Source organism: Moorena sp. SIO3H5 (assembly GCF_010692395.1).
Taxonomy (GTDB): Bacteria; Cyanobacteriota; Cyanobacteriia; order Cyanobacteriales; family Coleofasciculaceae; genus Moorena.
This window is the reverse complement of the sequence record NZ_JAAHHS010000001.1, coordinates 73,888-97,846: the sequence shown is the minus strand read 5'-3', so window position 1 is coordinate 97,846 and position 23,959 is coordinate 73,888. Positions and strand designations below refer to the sequence as shown.

25 protein-coding genes are annotated in these 23,959 nt (G+C 43.8%); 14 read left to right on the top strand and 11 right to left on the bottom strand.

The window, feature by feature from the left end:
* Positions 1–39: 39 nt before the first annotated feature.
* Positions 40–687: a class I SAM-dependent methyltransferase gene (locus F6K52_RS00445; RefSeq protein ID WP_293072513.1), complete on the top strand. Its 648-nt coding sequence runs from the start codon at positions 40–42 to the stop codon at positions 685–687.
* A gap of 104 nt (positions 688–791) precedes the next feature.
* Here the strand turns inward: F6K52_RS00445 and F6K52_RS00440 are convergent, their stop codons facing one another.
* The gene (locus F6K52_RS00440; protein ID WP_293072511.1) at positions 792–1,631 is read right to left on the bottom strand and encodes a class I SAM-dependent methyltransferase; all 840 of its coding nucleotides are present in this window, start codon (positions 1,629–1,631) and stop codon (positions 792–794) included.
* A gap of 119 nt (positions 1,632–1,750) precedes the next feature.
* Here F6K52_RS00440 and F6K52_RS00435 point away from each other — a divergent pair, with 119 nt between their 5' ends.
* Both F6K52_RS00435 and F6K52_RS00430 read left to right on the top strand, forming a co-directional pair.
* On the top strand, positions 1,751–2,164 hold the full coding sequence (locus F6K52_RS00435) for a class I SAM-dependent methyltransferase (protein ID WP_293072509.1): 414 nt from the start codon (positions 1,751–1,753) through the stop codon (positions 2,162–2,164).
* A 13-nt stretch (positions 2,165–2,177) separates the two neighbouring features.
* Positions 2,178–2,918 carry a phosphocholine cytidylyltransferase family protein gene (locus tag F6K52_RS00430; protein ID WP_293072507.1) on the top strand — a complete coding sequence of 247 codons (741 nt, stop codon included), beginning with the start codon at positions 2,178–2,180 and terminating at the stop codon, positions 2,916–2,918.
* 305 nt (positions 2,919–3,223) lie between these two features.
* Here the strand turns inward: F6K52_RS00430 and F6K52_RS00425 are convergent, their stop codons facing one another.
* Positions 3,224–3,742, bottom strand: coding sequence for a hypothetical protein (locus F6K52_RS00425; RefSeq protein ID WP_293072505.1), 519 nt, complete (start codon positions 3,740–3,742; stop codon positions 3,224–3,226).
* A gap of 61 nt (positions 3,743–3,803) precedes the next feature.
* A complete protein-coding gene (locus F6K52_RS00420; RefSeq protein WP_293072503.1) occupies positions 3,804–4,400 on the bottom strand; it encodes a hypothetical protein in 597 nt (198 codons plus the stop codon).
* Between the two features lie 237 nt (positions 4,401–4,637).
* Here F6K52_RS00420 and F6K52_RS00415 point away from each other — a divergent pair, with 237 nt between their 5' ends.
* Positions 4,638–5,246, top strand: a complete 609-nt coding sequence (locus tag F6K52_RS00415) for a TetR/AcrR family transcriptional regulator (protein WP_293072502.1) — start codon at positions 4,638–4,640, stop codon at positions 5,244–5,246.
* Between the two features lie 397 nt (positions 5,247–5,643).
* On the opposite strand, the gene F6K52_RS00410 is transcribed toward F6K52_RS00415, so the two are convergent.
* Complete coding sequence (locus F6K52_RS00410; protein ID WP_293072500.1) at positions 5,644–7,230, bottom strand: right-handed parallel beta-helix repeat-containing protein; 1,587 nt, start codon at positions 7,228–7,230, stop codon at positions 5,644–5,646.
* A gap of 46 nt (positions 7,231–7,276) precedes the next feature.
* Between F6K52_RS00410 and F6K52_RS00405 the strand changes: the two genes are divergently transcribed.
* A complete protein-coding gene (locus tag F6K52_RS00405) occupies positions 7,277–7,600 on the top strand; it encodes a hypothetical protein (RefSeq protein ID WP_293072498.1) in 324 nt (107 codons plus the stop codon).
* A gap of 190 nt (positions 7,601–7,790) precedes the next feature.
* A complete protein-coding gene (locus tag F6K52_RS00400) occupies positions 7,791–8,810 on the top strand; it encodes a dipeptide ABC transporter ATP-binding protein (RefSeq protein ID WP_293072496.1) in 1,020 nt (339 codons plus the stop codon).
* Between the two features lie 24 nt (positions 8,811–8,834).
* Here F6K52_RS00400 and F6K52_RS00395 read toward each other — a convergent pair whose 3' ends face one another.
* The 4 genes from F6K52_RS00395 to bioB all read right to left on the bottom strand — a co-directional run bounded on the left by F6K52_RS00395 (position 8,835) and on the right by bioB (position 12,125).
* A complete protein-coding gene (locus F6K52_RS00395) occupies positions 8,835–9,341 on the bottom strand; it encodes a transcriptional repressor (RefSeq protein WP_293072494.1) in 507 nt (168 codons plus the stop codon).
* A gap of 305 nt (positions 9,342–9,646) precedes the next feature.
* A complete protein-coding gene (lspA, locus tag F6K52_RS00390) occupies positions 9,647–10,153 on the bottom strand; it encodes a signal peptidase II (protein ID WP_293072492.1) in 507 nt (168 codons plus the stop codon).
* A 225-nt stretch (positions 10,154–10,378) separates the two neighbouring features.
* A complete protein-coding gene (locus F6K52_RS00385; protein ID WP_293072490.1) occupies positions 10,379–10,963 on the bottom strand; it encodes a biotin transporter BioY in 585 nt (194 codons plus the stop codon).
* A gap of 28 nt (positions 10,964–10,991) precedes the next feature.
* Positions 10,992–12,125, bottom strand: a complete 1,134-nt coding sequence (gene bioB, locus F6K52_RS00380) for a biotin synthase BioB (protein ID WP_293072489.1) — start codon at positions 12,123–12,125, stop codon at positions 10,992–10,994.
* A gap of 230 nt (positions 12,126–12,355) precedes the next feature.
* On the opposite strand from bioB, the gene F6K52_RS00375 reads away from it, so the two are divergent.
* From F6K52_RS00375 to F6K52_RS00350, 6 genes are all read left to right on the top strand, one after another.
* Entirely contained in the window at positions 12,356–13,312 is a 957-nt protein-coding gene (locus F6K52_RS00375; RefSeq protein ID WP_293072488.1) for a PstS family phosphate ABC transporter substrate-binding protein, read from the top strand.
* 271 nt (positions 13,313–13,583) lie between these two features.
* Positions 13,584–14,525, top strand: a complete 942-nt coding sequence (gene pstC, locus F6K52_RS00370) for a phosphate ABC transporter permease subunit PstC (RefSeq protein WP_293072487.1) — start codon at positions 13,584–13,586, stop codon at positions 14,523–14,525.
* Positions 14,525–15,433, top strand: a complete 909-nt coding sequence (gene pstA / locus F6K52_RS00365) for a phosphate ABC transporter permease PstA (protein WP_293072486.1) — start codon at positions 14,525–14,527, stop codon at positions 15,431–15,433. The genes pstC and pstA overlap by 1 nt, the downstream gene beginning before the upstream one ends.
* 97 nt (positions 15,434–15,530) lie before the next feature.
* Positions 15,531–16,361: a phosphate ABC transporter ATP-binding protein PstB gene (gene pstB / locus F6K52_RS00360; RefSeq protein WP_293072485.1), complete on the top strand. Its 831-nt coding sequence runs from the start codon at positions 15,531–15,533 to the stop codon at positions 16,359–16,361.
* A 193-nt stretch (positions 16,362–16,554) separates the two neighbouring features.
* A complete protein-coding gene (psb27, locus tag F6K52_RS00355; protein WP_364415405.1) occupies positions 16,555–16,959 on the top strand; it encodes a photosystem II protein Psb27 in 405 nt (134 codons plus the stop codon).
* Positions 16,960–17,602: 643 nt separating this feature from the next.
* On the top strand, positions 17,603–19,084 hold the full coding sequence (locus F6K52_RS00350) for a family 10 glycosylhydrolase (protein WP_293072484.1): 1,482 nt from the start codon (positions 17,603–17,605) through the stop codon (positions 19,082–19,084).
* Positions 19,085–19,224: 140 nt separating this feature from the next.
* Here the strand turns inward: F6K52_RS00350 and rpe are convergent, their stop codons facing one another.
* On the bottom strand, positions 19,225–19,938 hold the full coding sequence (gene rpe, locus F6K52_RS00345; RefSeq protein WP_293072483.1) for a ribulose-phosphate 3-epimerase: 714 nt from the start codon (positions 19,936–19,938) through the stop codon (positions 19,225–19,227).
* A 273-nt stretch (positions 19,939–20,211) separates the two neighbouring features.
* Here rpe and F6K52_RS00340 point away from each other — a divergent pair, with 273 nt between their 5' ends.
* Positions 20,212–20,676, top strand: coding sequence for a CAAD domain-containing protein (locus F6K52_RS00340; RefSeq protein ID WP_293072482.1), 465 nt, complete (start codon positions 20,212–20,214; stop codon positions 20,674–20,676).
* Between the two features lie 231 nt (positions 20,677–20,907).
* On the opposite strand, the gene F6K52_RS00335 is transcribed toward F6K52_RS00340, so the two are convergent.
* Complete coding sequence (locus F6K52_RS00335; RefSeq protein ID WP_364415354.1) at positions 20,908–22,059, bottom strand: HetZ-related protein 2; 1,152 nt, start codon at positions 22,057–22,059, stop codon at positions 20,908–20,910.
* 926 nt (positions 22,060–22,985) lie between these two features.
* Between F6K52_RS00335 and F6K52_RS00330 the strand changes: the two genes are divergently transcribed.
* Complete coding sequence (locus F6K52_RS00330; protein ID WP_070393148.1) at positions 22,986–23,282, top strand: DUF2470 domain-containing protein; 297 nt, start codon at positions 22,986–22,988, stop codon at positions 23,280–23,282.
* Positions 23,283–23,360: 78 nt separating this feature from the next.
* Here F6K52_RS00330 and F6K52_RS00325 read toward each other — a convergent pair whose 3' ends face one another.
* A complete protein-coding gene (locus tag F6K52_RS00325; protein WP_293072480.1) occupies positions 23,361–23,762 on the bottom strand; it encodes an Hsp20/alpha crystallin family protein in 402 nt (133 codons plus the stop codon).
* Between the last annotated feature and the right edge of the window lie 197 nt (positions 23,763–23,959).

Genomic DNA, 23,959 nt, shown 5'->3' with positions numbered 1-23,959 from the left:
TCAATAAGTAAGTATAGTTCTAAGTAAAGAGAATAATTAATGACTAATAATCAACAAGCCCAATTCTTATCTAACTGGTCAAACAGATGGAACACTGAGATCGCCGACGTTGAAAAAGAATATGATACTTTAGCTCAAGTGTATGAGGATCAAGTCTTGAATTGGCAGTATGCTTGTCATCAGGTTGCTGCTGAACTGATGGCAAAGTTTGTTGCTACCGATGGCAAAATTTTGGATCTCGGATGTGGAACCGGACTTGCTGGACAAGCTCTTCGAGAACAAGGTTATCAAACCATAATTGGAGTTGACATTTCCCAAAACTCTTTGGACATTGCTAGGGATAAAAATCTTTATACTGCTCTATATAAAGCAGATATACAGCAAGAACTGCCATTTCAAGATCATGAATTTGATGGAATCATTTCCACTGCTGTGCTTACTAATATGGAAACGTCAAATGTGTTGTATAAGTTTTGCCGAGTAGTAAAACCGGGAGGATATCTGGTGTTTACAAACCGAGAGGATATCCACTATCAAAAACAATTCGACGTTACCTTGCAACAGATGGAGTCAGAAGGCATTTTAAAACCAGCCTATCTTTCGCCACCACAACCCTATCTTCCGAATAATCAGGATTATGCAGAGAAGATCAAAGTTCTTTATTGTGCCTATCAGGTGTGCATTTGATATTTCTCTGGGCTGTTGCCGAAGCTTGCGCCTTAGCTCATAGCACCGCAGATTCTAAAAGGTCGTTAATTCACGTCCTTCTATAAATTAAACGATGGAGGCTCTCAACTCGGTTTCTTGTAGGCATAAACAAAGGTTGTTTGCCCCAATTTTCGGCGCAAACTTTCCCGTTGCTCAAGATAGTGAATGATGCTTCCATCCTTGTTCATATTTCGCACTCGCTCCAATACTTGTTCTAATTCCGCTTCCTTTGCCAAAGACCAAGTAGAATCACCATTCCGATAGGTTGGCTTGAGCGGGCCTTCTGGGTCAAGGTAATGGTCACCTTGCATCACAGCATGAATTGGCACAACAATGCCCCCAAAGCAAAAGCCAGCTTGATCCAATTTCTCAGTAATGCATGCTATTGGTGGCATGCGTTTAGTCATTCTCGATACCGCGTCTCGAATCAGATCAGCCCACCAAAATCCATCATAAACCTGTGGATGACTGCTGGTATTACACACAAACACGCCTTGGGGACGCAGCACTCGATACGCTTGCTCAAACACCTGGTTCAGTTCAGGAAAATTTTCCTGAGCTGCGTCCTCCGAACCCAAGTGATGGAGAACCTGGTTACACATTATCCCATCAAAGGTTTCATTCTCATAGGGAAGATCGAGAAGACTGCCTTGATCTAAGTGAATATTGGGGTCATTGCGGAACTTTTCTGTTGCTTGCGCCAACATTCCCCCATTGAATTCTAGACCCCACAGGCTATTGACTTTGCTCTTCAAGGCTTGGATATAGTTTCCAGTACCACACCCACCATCCAAGATCACCTGCTCTGGCAAAGGACGAGGGGTAGTCGCAAAGCAACCCAATAAAATCTCAACCCCGATTGGGATACGAGTCGTGTCGTAGTTTTTGGATGTATCCTGATAGTTTTCGTACTCCTTAATCATGGCTTTGCTTTTACCATTCTCGGTACCATAGATGATGTTCTATGTACTCAGAATACTAAATTAATGTATTTTTGTATACCATAGATATGGTTTTAAGAGATATTTCAAGGCGTAAAATATTGCAGAACAACTGGTACAAAATCTGGAATCGCAGACAGGTCGATGGGATAGAACAGCCAAAGTTGCTGTCGTTACTGGTTGCAAATGGCTATGATACCCAATTCTCAGGCGTCCAGGAATCAGCCTCTATGACCTATGTGCAGCATATCGCGGACGAGCTCAACATCACCCCAAAGGATTCATGGTTGGAAGTCGGGTGCGGCGCGGGTACCTTTCTTTATCCGTTTTACCAACAAGGAAACCCCGTCACAGGGATTGATTACTCAGCAAACTTGGTTAAAATTGCCCTAGCTGCCATGCCCGAAGCCATAATCAGCGTAGGAGAGGCCATTGATCTGCCCAGGGAGTCTCACTTCGATGTTGTGGTGTCAGGGTCGGCTACGAAAATAGCAAATACCGTTTCAATCTATTGATTCATAAACACTAATGAAAGTAGAAACAGCTGTTATTCTAGCTGCTGGCATGGGCACTAGACTCCAGGAATTAGGGCAATCGGCTCCTAAAGGTTTTCTCCAGTTGGGAGAGCAACCCATTATTGAGGAATCGATAGAGCGCCTGACTGCCTGCGGTATGCAGCGCATCATCATTGTCACTGGTCATTTATCTGACTTTTATGAGCGTCTGCAGCAACGTTTTAATGATCAGATATTGACGGTTCATAATCCACACTATGCCGAATCAGGTACCATGTATTCCCTCTATTGTGCCCGTGAACTGATTGAGGGTGATTTTCTGTTGTTGGAATCAGATCTGATTTACGAACAGCGTGCTTTGACAGCAGTCTTGAACTTTCCTAAAGACAATGTAGTCTTACTATCTGGTCAAACAAACGCTGGCGATGAAGTGTATGTGGAAACCTCAGGTGAGACAATCGTTGCGATGTCGAAAAATAAGGCTGAACTGGGGAGTCAAATTGCTGGTGAATTGGTCGGTATTTCCAAAATATCCCAGCCTTTGTTTCAAAGGATGTTGGCGCAAGCCAGCCTAAGATTTAAAACCAGCCTCAAGGTGAATTATGAAACTGATGGGCTGATAGCAGCAGCAACATCCTATCCAGTATACTATACGGTGATTAGGGATCTACTATGGGGAGAAATTGATGACCGATACCAGTTTGCCAGAGCAACAGAGCAAATCTATCCAGCAATTCTCCAGAAAGATGCTTAGTAATGTAAGCATTCAGGTATCAGCTATCAGCTATCAGCTATCAGCTTAAGCGCTACACGCACGCTACGCGAACAGCTTTTGAATAAAACAGGTCAGCATTCGAATAATGCTGAGTTATGTCACAGCGTCGTTCGCACAGCGTGGCCATTCGCGTAGCGTGGCCAAAGGCCAAGGCCAAAGCCTGTGCTACAAAGCTGTTCGTGCAGCGTGAGCTAAAGGCTGACGGCTGACTGCTGACTGCTGAATGCTTACATACTACTTGAGCTGCTTATGCGCTATGGGTTACGTCCCCTTCTTAAGCACTGTTAGCTACCCATAGCGGATTTGGTAGCAAAGGTGATAATGCCAACACCAACAACAACCAAAAAGAAAGCGAAATATACAAACGTCTTTGAATAGGGTTTGTTTACCATTACTTGATCGTTACTACTCTTGTTACTATTCATAGCTCCGCGAACAGAAAGAAATAGTAAAGGAAGAGAAACAATCATTCCCAATACTTCAATTACAAATAGCGCCTGAGGCATGGGATCTGGCGAGACGGGAAATAGTGTTCCTAAATCTAGGGCGTATACCATAAAATAGGAAATAGCACATAATCCAGACACAATGAACGCCCACTTCAAATCTTTAAAGATAAAGTAAATAATTAAAAGGCTGACTATCTCTAGGGAAGTTAAGAAGGTATTAAATGCCCCCAATATCAAGGGATCAATATGAGAGAAACTCCTTGTTTCAATTGAACCACCAGGAATTAGAGACCCCAACAATCCAAACGATAAAACTAAGAGTGCAGATACCAGATGTCTAATAGTTATTGTCATTGTAATTACCTCACAACTAGAATTATTTCTGTCAAACACCACAAATCAGTGGCAGCAAATCTTATCGGGTTTCGTTAGGGCGATAAGGGGTTTCCTTTAGCAAATGACTGACCAATATTTTTAGAAAAAACAAAGGCAGAAACCATTCCAAACCAGGTATTGGGGGAAATACATAGCGATCGCCCAACAGTGCTAAGCCATAAAGACCTAGAGCCACTGGACGTTGAAGATAGAGGGGAGACCGCAAAATCAAGACTGATGCCCCCAACAGGTAGCTGGACACACCGATAAAGAATCCCCAATCTCCCCCACGAAAGAGCAGCGCCACTAACAAGACATGGATCACATGAACAGACACAAATCCTAAATGCTGCTGCCAACCCTGTTGCGGTCGGTGATACCAACCCTTAGCGGTGGAAGTGGCATTGGTGAGGACACCCCCCACTAAATCCAGGGCAAGAACAGCGATCAGTCCTAATTGCAACGGGTTCCACTGTATAGGGAGAGTCACGGCGTAGGTTGGCGCTGCTACCAAAGCCACCAGCGACGGTACAAATTGTATGAGTAACTCAGCTTGGGTTGCCCCTGGTCCGGTGAAGCGATCAAGCAAACCTTTGAGACCAGAGCGAGGAGAGGGACAAGTCAAGTCAGAGTGCATTAGCCTAACCTCATAACAGTTGTTATGCATTTAATATAACAACTGTTATGATAAGCTGTCAATAGGCATTAAAACTTTGTTTGTGTCCCACTTTATATCTGGTGTATATCTGGCTTATAGCAGTCGCCAGGGCAGTTAGGACATGACAAAAGTCTCAAACCTAAGTAAGCGCAATAGTTTTACTTCTGACTTCTGACTTCTGACTTCTGACTTCTGCTATAGTTCCCTTTAATGCTCATGTCCCAACAGGATCGCCGCCTTGAAGTTTCTGAAGCCGCCTGGCGAGTTATTGTCCGAGAGGGGTTAGATCGCACCAGTATGCGCGCGATCGCCCAAGAGCTGGGTTGCACCACTGGAGTTGTTACTCACCACTTTCGGGATAAGCAGGAGCTTATTCTGTTTGCCCTTAATCAAGTAACTCAGCGTCTGCAAAAAACGATGCAGGCTGCAACAGAGCACGCTAGGGGAGTGGATCGACTAGTAAAAATGCTATCTGCGTTTTTGCCACTAGACACTGAACGGCAAGATATTCTCAAGGTCTGGGTGGCCTTTTTGGGATATGCCATTGGACGAGAATCCCTGATGGCTGAGCATCAACAGAGTGCTGCTCAGCTCCGTGAAGTGATTATTCAGGAGTTGAAAGCTCTACAGTCAGCTAAACTGATTCGAGCTAACATAAAGCCAGAGTTAGAAGCCAACGCCCTGTTAGCTCTAGTGAATGGAGTTAGCCTAGACTCCCTGATTCAAGCCAAACGCCTTAGCCCTGACCAGCAGCAGATTGTAATTCGGCGCTACGTTAACGAGTTACTGTCTACCCATCCTATTCCTGGCTCTGGTAATCCCTAATCAACATAACCGATTTAATGGCTTTTATTAATTTTTAATAGACAAAAGTTTATCCCCTGGACAACAACTGGTTGTGTCCAGGGGATAACTAAGCAATAATGTCACCTATTTCCCTGATTAGACTTTGGAAAAATCCCTATTCACGTAAGCTCTAATTCAATAATTTTGCTTGGTTTGATGCTACCTTAGGCTCTGCTTAACCAATAACTTTTTAACCAATAAGTTTGAGGTTTGAGGCAAAAAATATTTTTACCCCTTCTGCCAAGTTATTCCTATGGCAAGCATCTCCTCAGGTTAAGATTCTGATAATACACAGTTTCTGTAAGCTTTTTAGAGGTTTGATATGTTAAGCACAGATGTTTACTACCCTTGATTTTGTCCAAAGTCCAAGCTAGCTTTAACTTAAGTCAATACCTGCAAGGTTACTTAAGTCAATACCTCCAAGGTTACTTACATCAATACCTCCAAGGTTACTTACATCAATACCTCCAAGGTTACTTACATCAATACCTCCAAGGTTAGTTAAGTTATTAGCTCCAAGGTTAGTTAAGTTATTAGCTCCAAGGTTACTTACATCAATACCTCCAAGGTTACTTACATCAATACCTCCAAGGTTAGTTAAGTTATTAGCTGCAAGGTTAGTTAAGTTATTAGCTGCAAGGTTAGTTAAGTTATTAGCTGCAAGGTTAGTTACATCAATACCTAGAAGGTTAGTTAAGTTATTAGCTGCAAGGTTAGTTAAATTATTAACTCCAAGGTTAGTTAAATCAATACCTAGAAGGTTAGTTAAGTCAATACCTAGAAGGTTATTTAAGTCAATACCTTCAAAGTCAATTAAGTTACTAGCTGCAAAGTTTCTTAAGTCAATACCTCGCAGGTTGAAGAAATTACCAAATCTATTGGGATACTCACCTCCTCGGTCAACGTTATCGGTAATTTGGGTTGCTCTGCTCCTCACGACAGCCCCCAAACCGATAAAGAGACCACCACCATCGCCGATCCCATCGTTGTCACTGTCAGCAACATTACCAATGATTCTGTTTCTGCCCAGAAACATCCTATTTCCACTCTCGACAGAAATGCCGCCGCCATTGACTTCTGCGGAGTTACCAGTAATCTGATTGTTGCGCAGCAGCACCTCATTATCAGTGCCAAGGACACTGACACCACCGCCACTACCTTCTGTCAAATTCTCAATAATCTGGCTCTTGAATATCTGTACAACGTTGTTATTGACTTTTCCGCCACTACCGATTTCTATTCCAGTGTTTTCGTTGTTGATTATAGTGCTATCAATAACTGTTACACTTTGACCTACAGCATTTATATCAAAACCATTGTCTAAATTTTGACTGAAGGTGCTCTTGTTAACAAATGATGTGGTGTTGTTTCCATTGATATTAATGCCATCTTTTTTGTTGTTTACAAAAAAGCTACCGATCACATTGAGATTAGTGTTATTTCCTTCGATCTTGATGCCATTGCTTTCGTTGTCTGTAAAGATGGTATTAATCACATTTAGATTACCATCATCCACCTGGATGCCATCATCTCCTTCAGAAATTGTCAGGCTTGTGACGGTAACATCGGCACCATTGCTAATCGTAAAGATATCAAAAGAATCACCGTCACCTTCGATAGTGATTTGGTTAGGATTTTCACCTCCAACAATATTAACACTGTCGGTAATTTCGAGTGTCGGTTGATTTTCGAATGTCGGTTGATTAGGGATATTAGGAAGATTAGGGATATTAGGAAGATTCGGGATATTAGGAATATTAGGAAGATTCGGGATATTCGGAAGATTCGGAATATTCGGAAGATTAGAGTCTAGAGTAATCGTCTGTTGACCTGGTTCAAGTTCAAATAAGATTGTATCTTGACCAGGAGTATTATTCGCTAGCGCGATGGCTTCTCGTAAAGTGATGACCCCATCAGAAGGATTAATTCCGTCAGCTGTTGTATTAACTCTAAAAACTGCCATAGTTAGCCATCCTTATTTGACTGATAGCGATGCAGAGGTGCAACCCGTGGCGAATTTAATTCGCCAACGGAAAACGCACCATTACGGTCTTGGGGAGGCAGCGCGGGGGGGTTTCCCCCATGAGCGACTGCATCAAGACAGGTGCGGAAGCAAGTTCCGCACACAGACCCAAAACCATGAGCGACTGCATCAAGACAAAGCTGATTATTTTTTCCTGTCAGGTATTATCCATAACCCCAAACACATAAGTTTTTTTAGGGAGAATAAATTACCCGTTTTTTTACCCAGGCTGTTCTTGACAGGTTTAATGCAACTTACCTTAGTCTATACCATTTTGAAAGCTATTTTGATTACCTTTTATGACTATTAATTGGAATTTTAAATAATCGATTTAAAATAAATATTGAGCAAATTTACTAGTAACAAAAAAAATCCTGTCAATTTATTAAAAACATTTTTCGAAAATAAATTGGGTGATCAAACTATTGGAGATGCTAAGCAAGCTATAGCCTTTTTAAATGAAAACGCTATATGATTGCGATTAAGCATTAAACAATCACATGACTGCAGCACAGCTACACAACCCCAAGCCCAACCCACAAAACAACAGTCTCCTACACATAGAAAACCTACAGATGCACTTCCCCATCACCCAAGGAATCATCTGGCAAAAGCAAATTGGCTCCATCAAAGCTGTCGATGGACTCAATTTCGATATCAACCGTGGCGAAACTTTAGGCTTAGTAGGAGAATCTGGCTGTGGCAAAAGTACCACCGGACGAGGGATCCTACAACTATACCGTCCTACAGCTGGTCATGTTTACTTTGACAATATCGACCTAACCCAGCTAGATGCTGAATCCCTGCGCCAGATGCGCCGCCGGATGCAAATGATTTTTCAAGACCCCTATGCTTCTCTCAATCCCAGGATGACCGTAGGAAGTATTGTCGGTGAACCCCTGCAAATCCATGGGTTAGCAACCGGTAAACAAAAACAAGAACGAGTCCAGTCCTTACTAGAGGTGGTAGGACTCAATCCCCAGTTTATCAATCGCTATCCCCACGAATTCTCTGGGGGTCAGCGTCAGCGGATTGTCATTGCTCGCGCCTTAGCGTTAAACCCTGACTTTATCGTATGTGATGAACCGATTGCTGCTTTAGATGTATCCATTCAAGCCCAAGTCGTTAACTTGATGCAGTCTTTGCAAGCAGATATGGGCTTAACTTATCTATTTATTGCTCACGATTTAAGTATAGTGCGCCACATTTCTGACCGGGTGGCAGTAATGTACCTAGGCAAAATAGTAGAACTGGCAGATCGCGTCTGTTTATATGAGAACCCCTTGCATCCCTATACCCAAGCATTAATCTCAGCCGTACCAATTCCTGACCCTGAACTTGAGCGTCAACGGGAACGTATTATCCTAACAGGGGATGTACCCAGCCCGAGCAATCCCCCCAAAGGTTGTCGGTTTCACACTCGCTGTCCTATGGTAATGGATACTTGTCGGCAAGACCCAGAACCAGAGTTTAAAGATGCAGGTGGAGGCCATTATGTTGCCTGTCATTTAGTCCATTGACACAACGACTAACCACTCACAAAACTAATGTTCGTCCATCGTAATGGATCGAGAGCAACGCCAATTACTCGGTAGAGCCGAAGGCCATCCCATCCGCAGGGCTTCTGGGCAAATGGTATGAATGGTCAGCTGGCAATCAATCAGCTGCAAGCCTTCCTTTTCCACCTGCTTCATCCCTTGTTTCAAGATGGAGTCATTCTTGAATTCAACGGTCTGGTTACACTGAATACATACCAGATGATGGTGATGATGGGGAAAAGGCTGATTGAGTTCATAATGTTTATGCCCTTCTGCCAACTCCAATTCCCGCAAGATGCCCATCCGTGACATTAACTTAACGCTACGGTAAATTGTAGATAAGCTGATTCCTTCTTCTCGTTGCTCGAGCAAGTCGTGAAGTTCCTCAGCACTGAGATGGGTTCCTCTCGGTAAATTTTGGAAAACGTGGAGAATGGTCTCCCGTTGCGGTGTCATACGCCAACCTCGAGCATTGAGTTCGGCCTTGAGTGAAGCAGCTGTATAGTTAGCCATGGTAACCCTCTCAAAAACGAGCCATTATTGACAATCTTAAATAATGATTTATCTCACTTGCAAGAAAATTTCTTAATTGAGAATAAATAGTAAAGGATTATTGGTTACTTTTGACAATAGGCCAGGCACGGATCGACCTCTGATAGAGGGATACGACGAAAATACCAAATCCAGCTTTACGATCCGGATTTGGCAAATAAGTTAGGAAAAGGGCGAATAACGGAAAAACGGGGCACAGAGGCAAGACAGGGAACAGGCTTATGGAAGCAGATTGGCCATAACCCTTGTGGCTTGTGGCTTGTAAGTTATTGCCCCCTATCCCTAGACTTTGGCGATTGATGCTTAAAACTTGCAATAAGTAAGCATACAATACCTAGGTTGATACACACATCGGCCACATTAAATACCGGGAAGTTAATCAACCGAAAATCTAGGAAATCCACAACGCAACCGGTTACTGTCTGGTTATCTAGCAAACAACTGTTGAAAAAACGGTCTATGCCATTCCCTAATGCTCCTCCCAGTATGAAGCCATAACCAAGCTGTTCCAACTTAATCAGCTTTGGCCCAAACCAAGCTAGGGCGATTAAACCAAGACTGACGGCTAAGGACAGCCAGCGCAACCAGCTGCCGTCTTGACTAAAGAGACTGAAAGCGGCACCAGTATTAGTCACATAGGTAAAGTGAAACACCCCTTGCCACAGGGGTAGAGTCTCAGCCAATTCAAAATTCTGCACCACCCAATATTTAGTCAGCTGATCCAGAATTAGACCAATAGCAGCAGCAAACCAAAACAGGGGGTTTCTTTTCATTAGTCATTAGTCATGATAGCATTTATTAATTGGGTCAGGTACTTACACCGATGGGTTTTGTTTTAGGGAGTAGGGAGTAGGGAGTAGGGAGTAGGGAGTAGGGAGTAGGGAGTAGGGAGTAGGGAGTGTCAAAGTCGTTTTACGCATCAACGGTGGGTAAGCCCTTTAGTGATTAGTATTTTGTTAATTAACCCTTAGCAATTAACAAATTTTGACGAATGACTATCAATAAAACATCAACTGCCGTAGAGCAAATGCCACAACGGTCACAGAACACACTACCACTAGCTGACTGGGTAAAGGCGAAATGGTATATTTCATGATGGCTTCCATGAGAGGCACAGCGCCAAGCACTGACCAATTGATGCCGTGGAAAATCATTAAATAGCCGACACCATAGGCATGGATGGTTAGTAAACCACATAGGCAGCTAAATGCCAAGGTTTCGACTCGTGGTTGTACGCGAAAGGCTAAAAAACCACACACCCAGGCTCCGGCAATAAAGCCTAGTATGTATCCAAAGCTGGGTTCTTTGATATAGCCAATACCTCCACCTTGAGTAAAGACTGGGAGGTTCAACCCGATGACAACATAGGCAATTTGAGAAAGAGCACCAGCATTTCTGCCTCCTAAACAAGCCGCTAGTAGGACTGCTCCAATCTGATAGGTAACCCCTAGGGATATAGTGTGAACGCCTTGAGTTGACCAATCCCAGGGTGGATTGGAGATAAAGAACGCTTCTAGGAACGTGCCGCCGATGGTCAGCAGCAAACCAATTATGGCCCACAAAATCTCATTGGGAGCAGACACAGTTACATCGATAATCTATTTATTCTGGCTATTTATTCTGGGAGTTATATTCTCCGGGAATCGGAGCTTCACCACCGGTTAGACCCAAAGAGTCCAGCATAGCGTGGTCTTGCTCTGGTGGCTGTCCCAGAGTGGTGAGGTAATGTCCAATCAGCATAGCATTGATTCCGGATTTTAGCCCTTGTGCCTGCAATTGGCCCATCACGGCTTCTCGCCCACCAGCATAGCGCAGGATTTGCTCAGGTAGGATCATCCGGAAAATTGCGATCGCTTTTAGTGCTTCATAGGTATCTAACTTCCCAGATTCTCCCAAAGGGGTTCCAGACCGAGGATTGAGCAAGTTCAGGGGTACTGATTCCACCTTTAACTCCCGCAGGGATAGAGCTAAATCCACTCGGTCTTCCCAGCTTTCTCCCATGCCCATAATGCCACCAGTGCAGGCTTGAATCCCGACGGCTTTCAAGTTTTTGATCGTCTCAACGCGATCGCGCCAGCTGTGAGTAGTGACAATGTCTGGGAAAAACCGCTCTGAGGTTTCCAAGTTGTGGTTGTAGCGAGTTACCCCAGCTTCTTTCAGGGCTTCGGCTTGTTCCGAGGTCACTTCTCCCAAGGCACAGCAAGGCTTAATGCTGGTTTCTGCAATAATCTCCCTTACCGTTTCCAGAATTTGTTCAAACTCTTTCGATTTAGGACTACTGTACTTTGGTCCACGTCCCTGACTCACTAGGCAAAAACGTTTGGCTCCAGCGGCTTCAGCTGCCTTAGCTTGAGCCATAATCTCTTGCTTAGACTTAAGACCATAAATCGGGGAATCAACGCCAGGATGGTGAGCCGACTGGGCACAGAAGCCACAGTTTTCTGAGCAGCCACCAGATTTGACATTGACGATACTACACAAATCCACCGTATTACCACAGCAGGCTTGGCGCACTTTGTCAGCTGCTTGGCACAGCAGCAATATATTATCCTGCCCTTCCAGTTTGGTCAGGGCTAAGGCTTCCTCTCTAGTAATGCGATCGCCTGCAATAATCCCCTCAGTTAGCTTTTGCAGCCACTGATTCAGGGATGCTGGGGATGTTGAGCATTGTTCTGGTGTACTTGCTGGTGTAGTTGATAAATCTACAGATAGACCTACAGCAGTTGACAAAGGTGCTTGAACCACAGTATCTCCCACGTATATCAGCTTTAAAGGCACCCCTCAATATACCACCTTAGAGTAATTTTGCTAGTGAACTCTACTACCCCAAATAAAAATTTAACCTTTTCTTAATTATAATTTAACCTAATGCTTAACCTAGTCTTTATGGTAGAGCGGTACACTCCGGCTGTGACGCCTAAAAAAATCAAGCCAATTCCATGTTGTCTCAAAAGAATAATTTATTCTCAATAGCATTGATCACCTCCTTAGTCGTGGGGATTACCTCCTGTGGTGGTTCAACCCCCACAGCTACAGTTAAGGTAGATGGTTCCAGCACCGTATTTCCCATCTCTGAGGCCATGGCGGAAGAGTTCCAGAAAGCCAATCCGGGAATCCAAGTTACTGTCGGTGTCTCTGGTACTGGTGGTGGATTCAAGAAATTTTGTGCTGGAGAAACGGATATTTCCAACGGCTCCCGTCCGATCAAAGAATCAGAAATAGAGCTTTGCAAGAACGGAGGAATTGAGTACATCGAATTACCCATCGCCTTTGATGGACTCTCTGTAGTAGTTAACAAAGAAAATAACTTTGCTAGCTGCCTAAAAATTTCTGAACTCAAAAAAATGTGGGAGCCAGCAGCTCAAGACAAAATCAAAAACTGGAAGCAAATTCGTCCTGGTTTCCCTGATAGCAAACTAGGACTTTATGGTCCAGGAACTGACTCCGGAACCTATGACTACTTTATGGGAAAGACAGTTGGTAAAGACAAGGGCTCTCGGGGCGACTATACCGCTAGTGAAGATGACAATTTGATTGTGCAAGGGGTATCTACTGATAAGGGTGGAATAGGCTTCTTTGGTTACGCCTACTACGAAGAAAACAAAGATAAACTCAAACTGTTACAGATTGACGGAGGAAGTGGTTGCGTTGCCCCTAGCACAGCAACTATTGCGGATGGAAGTTACAAACCTCTATCTCGTCCAGAGTTTATCTACGTCAAGAAAGAGGCGGCAACTCGACCTGAAGTTAAAGCCTTTGTAGACTATCAGTTGGCAGCAGCAAATTCCAAATTAATCTCAGAAGTTGGCTATGTTCCAATGCCAGAAGACATTATGATGTTGGTGAGAAAGCGTTTTAGCGAAGGTACAGTTGGTACAGTCTTTGCTAATGCTCCTAAAGGCTCCAAAGTGAAACAGCTATTAGAGAAATAAAGAATAGTAAATGATGTCTTAAAGTGTGAATGATGAAGTCTGAATGATGAACGGTGGAAAGAAAAAAGTTGCTAAGTCACGCAGTCACCTTGATAGATATCAGCAGTACATCTATAAGTAGAATTATTTCATTTATCACACTTGATTTATCACAATTGATTCCTCACACTTCAGACTTCATCCTTTACCCTTTATGCTTGGCACTGCATCCTACCCTAAGAGAACGCTATCAGGCGAACACACTTGATCCTTCACAGGTAATACTTTACTGATGACTACCACTCCGCCATCTTTTGAGTCATCAGACTCTGAGATGTTTCGACCAAACCGGCAGTTAAACAAGCGGGTAGAACTGATAGTAAAAATAGTTTTTGCTACCTTTGCCTTTGTTTCTGTGGCAACTACCATCGGCATTGTTCTAACCTTAATATTTGAAACAGTAGCATTTTTCCAAGAAGTATCACTCTGGAAATTCCTGACTGATACAGCATGGACTCCCTTGTTTGCTAATCCCCAGTTTGGCATTTTTGTACTGATTAGTGCCACCTTCCTGACCTCTGTAATCGCGCTGATGGTGGCATTACCGTTGGGATTGCTTGCAGCTATCTGCTTGAGTGAATATGCATCTGCTGATATCCGTCGCTGGCTCAAACCTGCCCTAGAAATATTAGCAGGGGTTCCTACGGTGGTATTCGGTTACTTCGCCCTGATGCTAGTGAGCCCTTTCTTAAAAACATTTATTCCCGGGTTACAAGGATTCAATGCCTTAAGCGCTGGGATTGTTTTAGGAATAGCCATTATTCCCATGGTAGCTTCCCTCAGTGAAGATGCTATCTATGCTGTACCCAACAGTTTAAGACAAGGTGCTTATGCCTTGGGGGCAACTAAACGAGAAACCATTATCGGAGTAGTAATACCAGCAGCATTATCTGGAATTGTTGCTTCCTTCGTACTAGCGGTTTCCCGTGCTGTGGGTGAAACCATGATTGTTAGCATTGCTGCCGGTCAAAATCCCACCTTGGGACTGAATCCCCTAGTACCAGTGATGACCATGACAGCCTATATCGTTCAGGTCAGCTTAGGAGATACACCAGCAGGTTCCCTAGCCTACAAAACTATTTTTTCCGTAGGTATGACCCTGTTCTTATTGACCTTAGCCCTAAATATCTTTAGCTTTTGGTTTGTCCGTCGCTTCCGGGAGAAATACGACTAATGGCACAAGACCTAAAACCTCTAGGAGACGATTCCCCAGGTTACTTCAATCTTGCGCTACCCAAGCGCTATAACTTTGATAAAATCTTCGCCTTTGCTGCCTGGGTTGCGATCTTTTTTGGGCTAGTGATACTGGCAGTATTGCTGATTGATGTTTTTCTCGATGGTCTGTCCCGGCTCAATGGGCAATTTATCACCAGTCCTCCCTCCCGTAAACCAGACCAAGCTGGTATTTTTCCTCCTTTAATCGGTAGTGTGTGGCTATTGCTGATAACAGCAATGGTCTCTTTTCCCTTGGGAGTAGGGGCAGGGATTTTCTTAGAAGAATATGCCACTGACAACCTCTTGACCAAGATTATTGAAATCAACATAGCTAACCTAGCTGCTGTACCTTCAATTATTTACGGCTTATTGGGTTTACAAGTTTTTGTCCGGTGGTTGGAACCCATTACTAATGGTAGGAGCATACTAACTGGTGCCCTAACCCTGTCGTTGTTAATTCTGCCCATCATTATTGTTGCCACCCGTGAAAGTCTACGGGCAATTCCCAATAGTTTGCGTCAAGCGGGTTATGCCTTAGGAGCAACTCGCTGGCAAGTGATTCGAGAGCATATTTTTCCTCTCGCTTTACCTGGTATCTTGACAGGAACGATTTTGGCACTGTCAAGGGCAATTGGGGAAACTGCTCCTTTAATCACTATCGGAGCCTTGAGCTTTATTACCAGGCCGCCCATGAACCCACAAGATCCATTTACTGCACTGCCAATTCAAGTTTACAACTGGATCTCCCGTCCCCAAGAAGCCTTTCACACTAACGCGGCAGCGGGAATTGTGATGTTGATGATAGTGCTGTTGGTCATGAATGCTGGAGCAATTTTCCTGCGCAATAAATTCCAAACCAATAGATAGCAAGTCACCTGCACCAGTAGTAAAAGACCGATTAAAAGGCATAGAAAATTTTTCAGTTTGGATTTAAAACGTTGACAATTCCACAGAGTATTTAAAGATGAATTACAACCAAGTTATGGACTACACCACTTCTTCTGTAGAAGTAGAATTTCCGGTTTTACGGGCTGAAAAAGTTTCCGTCTACTATGGATCATTTTTAGCAGTCAAAGATGTCTATTTAGATATTCCCAAAAACCAAGTTACCGCGTTTATCGGACCGTCTGGTTGTGGAAAAAGCACTTTGTTGCGGTGCTTTAATCGCTTAAACGACCTGATTCCGGGAGCACGGGTGACAGGTAGAATTACCTTCCATGGCGAAAATCTCTATGATAAAAAGTTTGACAACAGCATTGAAGAAGTACGTCGCCGCATTGGCATGGTATTCCAAAAGCCAAACCCTTTTCCCAAATCCATTTATGAAAATATTGCCTTTGGAGCCCGGATTAATGGCTATCAAGGGGATATGGATGAATTAGTGGAGCGCAGTCTTCAACAAGCTGCCCTCTGGGATGAAGTCAAAGATAAACTAAGACAAAGTGGTCTGTCTCTATCTGGTGGTCAACAACAGCGTTTGTGTATTGCTCGCGCCTTAGCCATTAAGCCAGAAGTGTTGTTGATGGATGAACCCTGCTCCGCTCTTGACCCGATCTCCACCCTGAAAGTGGAAGAACTAATGCACGAGCTGAAAGCAAAATACACCATTGTTATCGTTACCCACAACATGCAACAAGCTACCCGAGTAGCAGACATGACCGCTTTCTATAACGCTAGGGCAACGGAAACAGGTGGCAAACAAGGCTATTTAGTAGAGTTCAATAAAACTGAAGTCATCTTCCAAAATCCTCAGCAGGAAGCCACTAGGGACTATGTGAGTGGGCGTTTCGGCTAAATCCCCCCAAAATTTTTCCCTAACATGCAACTAAACCTTGTGTTTTAAACTCAACTCATGGGACATTTGATCTCAGACTAGACATGCCACGGCAACACGCCCGTGGGATTTTTTTTTCTGATGGGGATGATCCCCCCAGTACCAATTCAAGATAGGATCAAATCTGATTATAAAATTGGATTTGTTGTCAATGATGCGAATAAAGCGCTACTTATCAGGTTTTATTGCCCTGGTACTGGTTATGGTTATCGGTTTAACTGGTTGTGCCTCAAGTGGTACAGGCTTAACAGGAGATTACCGTCAGGATACAATAATTGCTCTACAAGAATTAAGACAAGCCCTTGAATTACCAGAAGATTCACCAGATAAGACGGCAATTCGTGAAAAAGCAACTCTACTGATGAATGACTATGCTTCGCGCTACCGCAGAGATAGAGCTGTGTCTACCCTTAATTCCTTTACTACCATGCGAACTGCTGTCAATTCCTTGGCTGGTTACTACAGTTCCTATCCCAATCGCCCTTTACCGAAAAAAGTGAAGGATCGTCTAGAGCAGGAATTTTCCCAAGTAGAGCGTTCTCTCAAACGGGGCGCTTAAGCTGTCGATACCTCGCCTATTGTAGGCGAGGCATAACCTGGGTTAACAAAAAAACTGCGATTAGAAACCTGTCCTATCTTCAGGTTTCTTGAGAACATCCTAGGTAAGGGAGGGGTCGATTATCGATGATATCAAAGTTTTGGCCAATTTTTTTATCGGCTCTCGTCCTAACTCTCATGATAAGTAAGAATTTTCCGGAACAGTAGGTAAGAGAGCTGAAAACAGTTAAGGTAATGCCAGCCGAAGCGCGGTTAGGGGTTAGAGAGATTATTATAGGGTTTATGGCTACTACTAGGGTAATGCTACAATAATCAAATTTGACAAATTTAATTATATATGCATCAAATAAAACGATATAGATTTACTTATAGATTTACCTCTACCCCCTGCCTTGGTGTTTCACTTTTTATCCCTAAACTATATAATAACAAGCTAAAGCTAATTTTACAAAAAATCATAGTTAAAAACCCCTGTGCAATAAGGATGGGGATTAAAACGAGTTAGTGAATTGCTCACCCTCTCATAGTATCTGTTTAGAATCCCTGATGCTGCACCTGGGGGAGATTTCAAATATATTGAAGCAATCGGGGATGAGTTAACTGGCTTTTGGCTAACTTTCTGTTCTTTTGTAGTGTTTCTAGGAATGTATAACAGTTTTGGTAAACGGAGGCAACACCGGCAAGGTCTACATCGTAGCTTGATTGCCACCTTTGCAGTAGGAAGTAGTCTTTTGAGTCAGTGTTGGTTTGTACCAACCGCTGAGGCAAAAACAAAAGCTTATTGCCACTTTACTCAGGAAGCGATCGCTCAAAAAGAAAGCTTAAGAGTTAATTCCTTAAAGGACAACTCAGATTCTAAAATCAGCTACCAAACCATTATCCAGGAACACGCCAGTTTCTTACAGCAGTGTCGTTCCCAAACCTGGCCGCAAAATCAAGCAATTTGGGTGCGGTTATATCCCTGTGATGCTCGTCCTGGAGCCCTTGAGGAAACCCTCGACCGTATTGTGAACCAAGGCTACAATCAGGTCTACGTTGAAGTATTTTACGATGGTCGCGTCCTGTTACCAAAGGCAGATAATCGTACTCCTTGGCCGTCAGTCATACAACAACCGGGGACTGAGAACGTAGATTTATTAGCCCAAGCGATTCAAAAAGGTCGTGAGCGCGGTTTGCAGGTGTATGCCTGGATGTTTACGATGAATTTTGGTTACACCTACGGTCATCGTGCCGAGCGCCAACAGATTCTTGCCCGCAATGGTCAAGGAGAAACGAGTTTGTCTGTAGTTAAGGATGGCTCTCAAGTATTTATCGACCCTTACAATCGACAAGCCCAGGTAGACTACTATGAGATGCTTAAGGGTGTATTAAAGCGACGCCCGGATGGTATTTTATTCGACTACATTCGCTATCCCCGTGGTTCAGGTTCCCAGTCTGTGGCCAGCAGTGTCAAGGATCTTTGGATTTACAGTGATGCAGCTAAGCAAGCCCTGTATCAACGGGCTGGTAACAATCAAGGTAAGGAGCTAATTCGGCGCTATCTGAGTAAAGGTTCCATTAGCGCTAAGGATATAAAAGCTGTCAAAAAGCTCTACCCTGATGAAAAAACTCCCCTCTGGCAAGGTCGCACTCCTTCAGCAAGAGAAAGTACTCGAACTATACAATGGCAGTTGTGGCAACTCAGTGTTGCTCACGCTGCCCAAGGGATATTAGACTTTCTCAAATTAGGGGAATTGGCAGCAGAGCGAGCTGGAGTACAAGCTGGTGCAGTGTTTTTCCCCGATGGCAACCAAGTTGTAGGTCGCATGGGTTATGATTCGAGACTACAGCCTTGGGAACATTTTCCCCGTTCCCTGGAATGGCATCCCATGTCTTATGGTGTTTGTGGTCACACCGGTTGTATTGCCAATTTAGTCAAACGGGTGTTTAAGTGGGCATCGTCGGAAACAGAAGTAAAACCAGCATTAGCAGGTACTTGGGGAAGATCCATAAAAAATCGTCCTTCCCTAGAAAACCAGATGCAGGCGCTGCGCCGAGTGACACCACAAATCAATTCAGTCAGTCATTTTGCCTTATCTTGGCAAGATCCAGAATTTGACCGCGAGCGAAAGTTTTGCCGATTATAGCAGTTTTCAATTAACTGAGGTACTTATGACCTTAGGGTTGCGCGGGAGTAGGGAGTAGGGGGCTGGGTGTGGGAAGGGGGCTGCTGAGAATCAGCCCCCTCGACCTCTGGTTAAGATTTGCCTAATTGGGATAGTTCTGATTAAGCAGTTACTAATTCGGGTTCGGGTTCAGGACGCTTGCTGTTACGAATACCGCTAATTGCCTCTGCGTAATCTGGTGCCTTGAATACAGCCGAGCCAGCCACAATGGCATTCGCTCCAGCTTCTAGCACTTGCCAGGTATTGTTAACCTTAAGTCCACCATCCACTTCAATCCAAGGAGAAAGACCGCGCTCATCACACATCTGACGCAGTGTGCGGATTTTTGGTACAACTTCTTTGATAAAGCTTTGACCACCAAAGCCAGGATTGACGCTCATAATCAGGATCAAGTCACAGACTTCTAGGACGTACTCAATTAAATCCAAGGATGAGGAGGGGTTAAGTACAACACCTGCTTGCTTACCCAATTCTCTAATCTGACACAGAGTGCGGTGCAGATGGGGTGAAGCGTTGTGTTCAGCATGAACGGATATAATATCAGCCCCTGCCTTAGCAAAGTCTGCCACATACTTTTCTGGTTCCACAATCATCAAGTGGACATCTAGTGGCTTTTGGGTAATCGGGCGAATGGCGCTAACAACTAGAGGACCAATGGTGATGTTAGGGACAAATCTACCATCCATTACATCAACATGAATCCAATCAGCGCCTGCGGCATCCACAGCCTTAATTTCTTCTCCCAGTCGGCTAAAATCAGCTGACAGGATAGAAGGCGAAATAACAACTTGCTTTTCGGATAGGGTGTTGCTCATGATTGGAGGTGTTCTCCTGGAAGCTTATTTTTCAGTATTTTAACAAAATCTTTAGATTTTCCCTAACCAGTTGTTGTGCTGCTGAGCTACTTAGCGACCACTGGGATCGTGACTAGTTGGCTATAAATCAGCCCATACCCACAGATGCTCACCCCTAGCAGGTCATTCTGAAACTTTTGATAACATGGGCAACAGTTAGTCAGTCTGTGATCTTATGCAGCTGCCTTGCTCAAACGATAGAATATCCTGTTTTAATAGAATTTTGGAGGAAATATGGAGTCCAATCCCCAAGCATCTGCATATACTCAGAGCAGTACCTCAGAAACTACCCTTGAGGATCAAACACAGCTGAAAGTAGACCTCAAAGTTGACAAACCTGGTGCTATAGCCAAACTCACTGCTCCTGAGCCAGGACTCACCCAACCGTGGCAAGAATGGTTGCAAACTCTTACAGACATTGTGTCACAATTGCCGGAATATATCGGTGCATTTGTTAGCAATTACCAAAAACCCCTGCTTACCCTTGGTCTTTTGCTCGCTGGGTTCATAACTGTTAAGATCACGTTGGCGGTGCTGGATGCAATTAATGATATTCCGCTGATGGCACCGTTGTTTGAATTAGTGGGTATTGGCTATACCATCTGGTTTGTAGCTCGTTATCTACTCAAAGTCGAAACACGCCAAGAATTATCAGGGGAGATTCAATCCCTTAAAGGTCAGTTTATAGCTAAAAAGTGATATCTAGTGTGGTGGCATTAGCCCTTGTCAGGTGAGGAGTATAAAAAATAGGGCATGGACAATTGTTTCAATTGGTTTCCATTCCCTATTGCAGTAATTTAATTTTACAGTAAATTAGTTTGACAGTAAATTACTGTTTTTTTGCTGTAGCTCCTTGTAGCTATACTAATTAATACCTATCACTTATTTATAAAAAATTAGCGCGATTTATTGGATAATAAAATTCAAACGTCAACTTGCCGAAGCACTGCGCAGGGCTTGAGCTGCTAGATAGAGTTTGTTCCATTCACCCATCACCTGGTTAGTTCTCCAGTTAAGATCGTTAGCGATCGCTTCTAAGGTCTGACCAGCTTTCATCTTATCCAGCAACTGCTGTTGTTCAGGGGTCAGTTTTTGCTGATATTCTTGCCATTGCCTTGGGGTTAGTCCAAAACTGTGCTCAGTATAGGATGTTTCCAGCCAACTTGCTACTAAGTCTGGGTTGCCTTTTACCCCATTGATGGAAAAGACACGAATGGCATGGTAGCTAATTTTTTCCCGTAGACGATAGACTTTCTTGATCGGCCAATCTAGGCGACGAGCGATCGCCTCTTGAGATTGACCTTGTAAGTAAAGTCGCAGCCATTGGGCCGCCTCAGACCCTAAGTTTTTCTCTAAGTAAGCCTCAAATTCTCTAGATACAGACATCCTTAGGCTTTGTTTCTCTTCCCAAGCCTCCTTATGTTGATAATTAGCAATGGCTTCGTTATCCAATAGACTCACTGGTGCATCAGCTTCACCTTCCGGGTTGATTGACTCTGACACTAAACGTATCATGTCTCCTTCCGGCACATGGGTCATACCGCCACGTTGAGACCGACGCAGAAAGTTGACAAACCGATAGACAATTAAGGGCTGGTTGCGAATCGGGCGTAGACAATACTCTTCAAGAGTAGTTAATAATAAAGCATTGCGCAGCTGTTCTTCCTTGGTACATTTTCCAATCCAGGCAATTTGCTTTTGGATATAGCGATCGCTATTTAATAATTCCTGAATCACTTCTTGGAGAACATCCACCACAGCCCTTTGGCGATCGCGACTTAGGGACACCCAAGTGCGGATTTTATTGCGTAAGGTAACTAGACTAGCTAAGCGGGTGGTCAAATTGCGATAGCAACGTTCTGGTGGCACCCCCAAGTAACGCTGTCGCAAAATTCTGTAACGATACTCCATTGCTTGGACAGCGATTGCCAGTTGGCTCTGAGTGAGAGTGTCAAACCCTTCTTTATCTTCTCCAATTAACCACTGTACAATACTTGAGCTGGTGGCTGGAGTTTGGTTTGGATAGTCACTCAACAAGCGCGACTGCCATTCTGTTTCCAGTTTGTCCGCCAACTTTGCCATGACATTGCACTCCTTGGATCCCTGTTTTAAAGTTTGCATGACAACCCTCCCTGTTTCTACTCACTCGAAGTGGGTAGTGACTGCTCTCTATTTGACCACTAATTCCTAGGTATTGGAAGTGATCAAACTCCCATAACTACGCTTACGAAAGTCACACCAGTAGGGTGATAGATAGCACGCCTGTCTGGAGATCTAGATCGTGTTTAGATGTGTTCTAGATCACAAGCCCTCAAGCGATGCAGCGCCTTCATGCGGGGGTTTCCCCCACTCGCGCTTTGCATCAAGACTAGACTTCTGGGACACCCAGCAAGTTTTACCTTCGTAAACTAGGGTAAGCACCACTATTTAGATATCACTGAGAATTATATGAATTATGCTGATAGCAGCCAATTGATATACCGTCACAGTATGTTCATAATTATTCATCAAGCTTTTAGTCTAAAGGTGTTTAACTCAGTCGTCTACCCTGATAATCTGACCCTGACGATTTAGCTGAGTACACCCGATATCCCGGTAGCTCTTGACCTTAGGGATTACTATTTAACATACCTTCTTGAATCGCACGGAAATGCTCATACCTAACAATGAATATATCAGAAAACACCCATCCTATCAGCTAACAAGATGGCTGAAACAGGCACCCTTGGAATTTTACACAGGTTGGAATTACCCCTGTGGGTATGAATTCTCTCCTCCAAGCTAGTCAACTGCTAATAGGTAAATCAGGAGTTGCTCATAGACAGTATATCTACCCAGACCTATCAAAGGTCTGTAATTCTTATATCGCCGTTCGCCGTTGCCGGTTACGTATTGGCTAAAACCTTAATTTTTCCTTTGAGCTAGGTAAGTCCTGACTTTTTTAAGAATGGAAACCTGATATCTTGATAAAGATACTTGTTTTGATCACTATACTTGTTGAGTTAATCATGTCTGACCCATTGTCTCCTGAGGTAAGCGATCGCATTTGTAAGCACATGAACGATGATCATGCTGATGCTGTGGCACTGTATGCTCAGACTTTCGGTAATTCGCCTGATACAGAAGAAGCAGAAATGGTTTCCATTGATCCTCAAGGCATGAATATAATCACAAAAGTCAAGGGGGAGTCTTCCACTGTGCGCATTACGTTTGATCATGTACTTAAAGATTCTGAAGATGCTCACTACACCTTAATAGACATGATCAAACAAGCAAGGCAGTCAGTAAGCAACCTGAAGGGGTGACAAGCACGCCTTGAAGCGCCTTGTTGTCACCTCTTCAGGTCACTGACTTTCACCATAGCAAAGGTTGAAGATTCAAGCTTACCCTTTAGGCAGGGTGAGTTTGAGCATGCCGTTATGATATTCAGCTTCAACCTGATTTCTGTTAATCTTGGCTGGTATTGGAATAACCCGTTTGAATTTCCCATAGCGTAGTTCCGAGCGTACCATACCTATTGCTTTAGTCCTAGCTGCTGACTGGCGCTCGCCACTGATGCAAACAGAGTCTTCCGTGAGTTCAACATCAAGGTCTTTGGCTTCCATGCCTGGAATTTCTAGTCTCAGGAAAACGGCTTTAGGAGTTTCCTCGATCTCTGCATAGGGCATAAACGTCATCCCTGGAAATCCTCCCTCGTCGCTATTCATGAAATGGGTGAGTCGGCGGTTGAGTTCCCGATGCACACTTTCTAGATCTGGCAAATGTTCAGAACGAGTAATAGCCATTATGGTTATCTCCAACTATCCAGTTTTTTTACCTTCACCTCTAATTTCCGCCCAGTTTATTGTTGCCCAACTAGCCACACTCTAGATAGAAGAAAGTTCCAGACTGGCAGGAATTGATTCACAGAAAATCTTAGGATGTTTGGAAGCCCCGTCTATGCACAAGCGGGGTGCTTACTTTAGTATCTGATTTTACTGTT